This window comes from Acidimicrobiales bacterium, assembly GCA_036273495.1.
GTDB lineage: Bacteria > Actinomycetota > Acidimicrobiia > Acidimicrobiales > JAJPHE01 > DASSEU01.
The window spans coordinates 1-6903 of record DASUHN010000424.1; the positions used below are offsets into that span (position 1 = coordinate 1).

Below are 6903 nucleotides of genomic sequence, written 5' to 3' on the forward strand. Positions count from 1 at the left end.
GGCGGCGGGGCGGGACCCGGCGGCACCGCCGACGGCCGTGTGGTCGCAGGGATCGGGCCAGGCGGAGGAATACTCCCGGCACCCGCGCTTCGACCACGGCGCCGGGCCCCGGGGAGAGATGGCGGCGGGACTGACGAACCCGGTGGGTCACTTCGCCATGATCGAGAGCGCCCTCGCCGCCGAGGCGGGGCACGATCCCCTCGAGCGGCGGGGGTGGCTCGGGCGGCTCATGGCGCCGTTCACGGAAGTGGCCGCCCGCCGTCCGGAGCTCGCCTGGTTCCCGACTCCACGCCGGCCCGACGAGCTGTCGTCCGTCAGCCCCGAGAACCGGATGGTGGCCCAGCCCTACCCGAAGCTGATGACCTCGTTCCCGACCGTCGACCTGGCCGCCGCCGTGGTGGTCACCTCGGAGGAGGTGGCGGACCGGGCGGGGGTGCCCCGGGACCGGCGGGTCTACCCGTGGGCGGCCGCCTCGGCCCACGAGGTCCACTTCCCCTCCCAGCGGCCCGACATCGGCCGCACGCCCGCCCTCACCGGAGCGGTGCGGAGCGTCCTGGCGGCGGCGGAGATGGAAGCCGACCGGATCGACCTCGTCGACATCTACTCGTGCTTCCCGTCCGCCGTGCAGCTCGGGGCGGCCGCTCTGGGACTGGACCCGCAGAGCCGCCCCCTCACCGTCACCGGCGGCCTGCCGTATTTCGGCGGCCCCGGCGCCTCTTACGTCTGCCACTCACTGGCGACCACGGTCGAGGAGCTGCGGGCCGGCCGGGGCCGGACCGGCGTGGTGATCGGTCTCGGGGGCATGGCGGGCCGGTTTGCCGTCGGGCTCTACTCGTCGGCTCCGCCCGATCAGGCGTGGACCAACGAGACGGCGGCGCCGAACGGTGGGGAGCCCGGCGTGGAGCCCGGCGTGGAGCTCGACCTGGCCCGGTCGGGACCGGCCCGGGTGGAGGCCATGACCGTGTTGCACGATCGCGAGGGGGGACCGGGTGAGGCGCCGGTCTTCGCCCGCTTCGCCGACGGCCGCCGCACCGCGGCGCGGGTGGTCCATACCGAGCTCGCCGCCGAGCTGGACGGAACGTCTCTGGTCGGACAGACGGTCGAGGTCGTGGCCGGAGAGGGACCACCGGTCTACCGACCGGCGTGACCGGCCGGCGCTACCGGCCGACCCCGAGCACCGATTCCGCCGTCGTCCAGTCGTGAGCCATGGCGGCCTGGGCCGCCGCCAGCGCCACCTGGCCCGAGCACACCGCCGTCCGGAGCCGGCCCTCGACTCCGTCCTTTCCGTTGGCCCCGAAGGCGTCGCCGGTGTCGGACTGCGACGGTGATCCGGCGTTCGGCTCGGGCCACAGATTCCGCACGTCGCTGGAGCCTCCGAGCTCGAGGGGCACCAGATGGTCGTACTCGTACTGCGATGTCCGGCCCGGTGCGGCGTAGGCGTGCATCGATCGGATCTTGGCGGGCTCGGTCATCGATTCCGGAGGTCGGACCGATGCGGTGTAGCCGGAGCGGCAGATCGTCGACCGAAGGTTGCCCGGGCTGACCGCGGTGTCGACGGCGCCGGGGGTGCACCCGGGATCCGGCAGGGCATAGCCGTCCGCCGCCGTCCGGTAGTGGCACGCCGCCGGATCCGGCATCGGGCCCTGGAGCCCGGCCGATGACCAGCCCACCCCGGTGCTCACGACCGGCGCACTCCCGCCCGGTGACAAAGACACGGGAGTCGACGACGGGGGGATGGACGACGGGGCGGTCGACGAGGGCGGGGACGGCACGGTCGACGAAGGCATCCCTTCGGTGACCGCCGGATGCGTCGGGCCCGGCGAGCTGCAGGCACTCACGAGTACCGCCAGGGTCACGCCGGTCACGGCCAGCCCGAGACGCTGGTCGAAGGGGACGATGCGGCAGGGCGCTCCGCCGCTCAGCGCACTCCCATGTGATCCGCCAGCGCGCTGCGGGTCCCGGCGGTGAAGCCGCCGTCGACCACGAGGGTGTGCCCGGTCACGAACGAGGCGTCGTCCGATGCCAGGAACAAGGCGGCGCCGGCTATCTCCTCGGGCCGGCCGAACCGGCCGAGCATGTGCAGATCCCGGTAGTGGTCACGGAACGGGGCCATGCCCTCCGATCCCATCACCGTGCGCATCAACGGGGTGTCGATGAACCCGGGGCAGATGACGTTGACCCGGATCCCGACCCGGCCGTAGTCGATGGCCATGTTGCGGGTGAGCAGCACCACCCCGCCCTTGGAGGCGTTGTAGGAGCTGCCCCCCTCGGTGCCCTGGATGCCCTCGATCGACGAGATGTTCACGACGCTGCCCGAGCGCTGGGCCACCATGCGGCGCAGCACGTGCTTGCACACGAGGAATGTGCCCTTGAGGTTCACGTCGATCACCCGGTCCCAGTCGGCGGCGTCGACGGTGTGCACCGGTCCACCGCCCGCCACGCCGGCGGAGTTCACCACCACGTCGATGCGGCCGTGCTCGGCCTCCACCGACCCGACCGCCGCGGCCACCTGGTCCTCGTCGCGCACGTCGAGGCGGTGCATGGGACCGTCCCAGTCCCCGTCCTGGATGTCGATCCCGACCGCGACCGCCCCTTCGGACCGGAAGCGCTCGGCGCACGCCAACCCGATCCCCGACCCCGCCCCGGTCACGACGGCCACCCGGCCGTCGAGCCGGCCCATCAGAGCTCTTCTTCCTCGTCCAGGGGCTCTTCGATCGACTGCTCGAGGACGTCGGCGTCGTTGGCCTCCAGCGGGACCCGCTCAGGCTGGCGCGCCGGCTCCTCGCCGGTCACGGGCTGCGCCTGCTCCTGCAGGTCGGCGTCGCTGCCCGGCTGGAAGGGTTGGTCGGACTGGCGGTCGGTCACAGCTGCCCTGTCTACCCGCGATCGGCCCGGGGTCGCGACGGCGCGCCAGGCGGATTATCTGCACCAGGGCCAGGCCGGGCGGGGGGTAGGACATGCCCCCACCCTGGGCGTCAACCCTGAGACCGGCCTGAACCGATCCTGGGAGCGCCGTGGGTATCGGTCCCGTTGGCAGCCCCGTCATCAGTCCCGTGGCCGGCCCGGGGGCCGGAGGCGTCGGCCGGGTCCTCCGCCGCCCCGCTCGGAACGTCGTCACCATCGGTGGTATCGGCGGTGGCGCGGCCGGCGGCGGGCGGCGCCCACCCGATGGCCGCCGCCGGGGCCAGGGGCAGGCGCAGGACGAACCGGGCCCCGGGTCCGTCGGGCCGGTTTCCCGCCTCGACGCTGCCCCCGTGGGCCGTGGCGATGGCGGACACGATCGAGAGTCCCAGGCCGGCCCCACCCGTGTCCTGGGACCGCGAGGGATCGGCGCGGAAGAAGCGCTCGAAGACCTTGGCGGCCACGTCGGGATCGAGCCCGGGGCCGCTGTCGTCGACCTCCAGCACCGCCAGGCCGCCGGCGGCGCCGAGCCGCACGCGCGCCGGCGCGTCGGCGGCCGTGTGCAGGCGCACGTTGGCGAGGAGGTTGTCCACGACCTGGCGGAGCCGGTTGCGGTCCCCGACCACGGTCACGTCCGGGTCCAGCTCGGCGGTGATCGTCCGGCCCGGCTCCACGGCGCGGGCGGCGTCGACCGCCTCGGAGACCACCCCGGCCAGGTCTAGGGGCTCGGCGTCGAGGGGCCGGCCCTGGTCGAGGCGGGCCAGCAGCAGCAGGTCCTCGACGAGGAAGCCCATCCTGGTGGCCTCGGCCTCTATCCGGCTCATCGACTTGGCCAGGTCCTCGGGCCGGCGGTCGGCGCCCCGCCGGAACAGCTCGGCGTAGCCCCGGATCGAGGTCAGCGGCGTGCGCAGCTCGTGGGAGGCGTCGGCGATGAACCGCCGCAGCCGGTGCTCGGACTCCTCCTTCTCCGAGAAGGCGTGCTCGATGCGCCCGAGCATGGCGTTGAGCGCCGTTCCCAACCGGCCCACCTCGGTGGCGGCGTCGGTCGTGTCGATCCGGCGGTCGAGGCGGCCGGCGGCGATCTCGTCGGCGGTGTCCGCCATGGCCTCCAGGGGCCGGAGCCCGACCCTCACCAGCCACGCCCCCACCGCCACCGCGACCAGCACCGCCGCCAGGCTGACCCCGAACTCCGTCCAGACCAGCTTGTGGAGGGTGGCGACCATGTCGGCGAGCGGAGTGGCGACCACCAGGGTGGCGGGCTCCCCGCCGAACGGGCCGTTGACCACCACCGCCTGACTCACCCTGACCCGGTAGGCGGCATGGCCCGACGCCGTGGACGGCACCGTCAGGTAGTAGGCGGCGTCAGCGCCGTTGGGGCCGTTGGCGCCGTTGGCGCCGTTGGGTGGGGACGGCAGCCCGCCGAGGTTGGGCGGGGCCAGGGCGGTGCCGTCCGGCTGGTAGGCGGCGATGGTCCGCAGGATGTTCCCGGACGAGTCCCGGAGCTGGACGAACGCCTGGGTGCTGCCGCCGCCGGCGCGGGGGGTGGGCCCCAGGTCGTTGAGCAGCCGGTTGATGTTCCCGTGGGCCAGGGCGTCGAGCTGCTGGTTCTCCCGGTTGAGCAGGTACGAGCGCAGGGTGTGGTAGGTGACGCCGTCGGCGACGACGAGGCCCACCGCCACCAGGGCGGCCAGGACCACGAGCAGGCGCCGGCGCAGGGACCACGGGCCGCGCGCCCAGGCCCGGCCGCCGCGGGCGGTGGCGCGGGCGGCGGCGCCCAGCCGGGAGATCACGACCGGCCCGGCTGACCGTCCGGGAGGCGCAGGCTGTAGCCGACCCGGCGCACGGTGTGGATCAGGGGCGGCCCGAGCGGGTCGAGCTTCTTGCGCAGGTAGCTGATGTAGGTCTCGAGCACGTTGGGGTCACCGTCGAAGTCGTACTGCCACACGTGCTCGAGGATCTGGACCTTGGACAGGACCCGGCGGGGGTTGAGCATCAGGTAGCGCAGGAGGTTGAACTCGGTGGCGGTGAGGTGGACCGGCGTGTCCCCCCTCCACACCTCGTGGGTGTCCTCGTCCAGGACGAGGTCGGAGAAGCGCAGCTGGGACTCGGCGGCGGCGGGCTGGGTGCGGCGCAGGACGGCCCGGACCCGGGCCACCAGCTCCTCGAGGCTGAACGGCTTGGTCAGGTAGTCGTCCCCCCCGACCGTCAGGCCGACGACCTTGTCCTCGGTGGCGTCCCGGGCCGTCAGGAACACGACCGGCACCCGGACCCCGTCGGTGCGCAGCCGGCGGGTGACCTCCAGGCCGTCGAGATCGGGGAGCATCACGTCGAGCACGACCAGATCGGGCCGGGACGACAGCACGGCGTTGAGCGCCGCCCGCCCGCTGTCCGCCTCGGTGACGTCGAAGCCCTCGTAGCGCAGGGCGGTGCCGACCAGGTCCCGGATGTACTGCTCGTCGTCGACCACCAGGACCTTGGGCTGCGGGTTGCCGTTCGGGGACAGGGCGGCGGAAGCGGACATGGCTCCTATGTTCGGGCCTCTCCCTGGGAGTCGTCTGTGAAGGGCCACGCTCCCGGACGATTCACAGGGTATTCCCAGGCCCGGCCCGCTCCTACCGTGGCCGCCGTGCACCTGGCCGAGCTGCAGGACCTCATGGAGCGCACCTACGGCCGGCGGGACCGGGCCCGGGGGCGGGAGGCCACGGTGGCGTGGCTGGCCGAGGAGCTGGGCGAGCTGGCCCGGGCCGTCCGCAAGGGTGGCCGCGACGAGCAGCTCCACGAGCTGGGCGACGTCCTGGCCTGGCTGGCCTCCCTGGCGGGGCAGCTGGACCTGTCCCTGGAGGACGCCGCCGCCCGCTACGCCGCCGGGTGTCCCCGGTGCGGCCGGCTCCCCTGCGGGTGCCCGTGAGGCCGCCGGTCGGCCCTCACCCCGCGCTCAGCGCCGGGCCCGCAGCTCCTCGGCTATCTGCACGGCGTTGAGGGCGGCGCCCTTGCGCAGGTTGTCCCCGACGCAGAACAGGGCCAGCCCGTTCTCGACGGTGGGATCCGAGCGGATCCGCCCGACGTAGCTCGGGTCCCTGCCGGCGGCGTCGATCGGCATCGGCACGTCGACGAGCTCCACGCCCGGGGCGGTGGCCAGCAGCTCCCGGGCCCGCTCGGGCGTGATCGGCCGGGAGAAGCGGGCGTTGATCGACAGGCTGTGGCCGGTGAAGACCGGGACCCGCACGCACGTGGCCGAGACGGCCAGGTCGGGGATCTCGAGGATCTTGCGGCTCTCGTCGCGGAGCTTGTGCTCCTCGTTGGTCTCGTCGTCGACCAGCGAGCCGGCCAGGGCCAGCACGTTGAAGGCGATGGGCGCGGCGAACTTCACCGGTGCGGGGAAGTCGACGGCCGAACCGTCGAAGGTGAGCCGGTGGGCCTCGGCCCCCACCTTGTCGACCTGCTCCTGGAGCTCCTCGACCCCCTTGAGCCCGGCGCCCGACACCGACTGGTAGGTCGACACGACCATCGAGCGCAGCCCGGCCTCGTCGTGGAGCACCTTGAGCGGCGCCATCGCCACCATCGTGGTGCAGTTGGGGTTGGCGACGATGCCCTTCGGGAGGTGAGCGAGGCGCTCGGCGTTGACCTCGGGCACGACGAGCGGGACGTCGGGGTCCATCCGCCACGCCGACGAGTTGTCGATCACGGTGGCGCCGGCGGCCGCCACGGCCGGGGCCAGCTCCCTCGCCGCCCCGGCCCCCGCCGAGAACAGGGCCACGTCGATCCCCCGGTAGTCCCCGCCGGCGGCGTCCTCGACGGGGATCTCCCCGCCGTCCCACGGGAGGCGCCGGCCGGCCGAGCGGGCGCTGGCGAAGAACCGCAGCTCGTCCACGGGGAAGCGGCGCTCGGCCAGGACGGAGCGCATCACCCCGCCCACCTGGCCGGTGGCCCCGAAGATCGCTACACGCATGGCCTCAATGCTAGAGGCCGCGGGGATTCAGGCCCCCGACATAATTCAGCCAG

General features: G+C 73.7%; 8 protein-coding genes. 2 read left to right on the forward strand and 6 right to left on the reverse strand.

What is annotated here, in order from left to right:
• The coding region (locus VFW24_18400; protein ID HEX5268743.1) for a hypothetical protein at window positions 1–1147 on the forward strand (1147 nt) is incomplete at its 5' end.
• A 10-nt stretch (window positions 1148–1157) separates the two neighbouring features.
• On the opposite strand, the gene VFW24_18405 is transcribed toward VFW24_18400, so the two are convergent.
• From VFW24_18405 to VFW24_18425, 5 genes are all read right to left on the reverse strand, one after another.
• Entirely contained in the window at window positions 1158–1682 is a 525-nt protein-coding gene (locus tag VFW24_18405; GenBank protein ID HEX5268744.1) for a hypothetical protein, read from the reverse strand.
• Window positions 1683–1918: 236 nt separating this feature from the next.
• On the reverse strand, window positions 1919–2680 hold the full coding sequence (locus VFW24_18410) for an SDR family oxidoreductase (GenBank protein ID HEX5268745.1): 762 nt from the start codon (window positions 2678–2680) through the stop codon (window positions 1919–1921).
• Window positions 2680–2865 carry a hypothetical protein gene (locus VFW24_18415; GenBank protein ID HEX5268746.1) on the reverse strand — a complete coding sequence of 62 codons (186 nt, stop codon included), beginning with the start codon at window positions 2863–2865 and terminating at the stop codon, window positions 2680–2682. The genes VFW24_18410 and VFW24_18415 overlap by 1 nt, the downstream gene beginning before the upstream one ends.
• A gap of 110 nt (window positions 2866–2975) precedes the next feature.
• A complete protein-coding gene (locus VFW24_18420; GenBank protein HEX5268747.1) occupies window positions 2976–4691 on the reverse strand; it encodes a HAMP domain-containing sensor histidine kinase in 1716 nt (571 codons plus the stop codon).
• Window positions 4688–5422, reverse strand: a complete 735-nt coding sequence (locus VFW24_18425; GenBank protein HEX5268748.1) for a response regulator transcription factor — start codon at window positions 5420–5422, stop codon at window positions 4688–4690. Before VFW24_18425 ends, VFW24_18420 begins: the two co-directional genes overlap by 4 nt.
• A 105-nt stretch (window positions 5423–5527) precedes the next feature.
• On the opposite strand from VFW24_18425, the gene VFW24_18430 reads away from it, so the two are divergent.
• Window positions 5528–5809 carry a MazG nucleotide pyrophosphohydrolase domain-containing protein gene (locus VFW24_18430; GenBank protein HEX5268749.1) on the forward strand — a complete coding sequence of 94 codons (282 nt, stop codon included), beginning with the start codon at window positions 5528–5530 and terminating at the stop codon, window positions 5807–5809.
• A 27-nt stretch (window positions 5810–5836) separates the two neighbouring features.
• Here VFW24_18430 and VFW24_18435 read toward each other — a convergent pair whose 3' ends face one another.
• Complete coding sequence (locus VFW24_18435) at window positions 5837–6850, reverse strand: aspartate-semialdehyde dehydrogenase (GenBank protein HEX5268750.1); 1014 nt, start codon at window positions 6848–6850, stop codon at window positions 5837–5839.
• Window positions 6851–6903 lie beyond the last annotated feature (53 nt).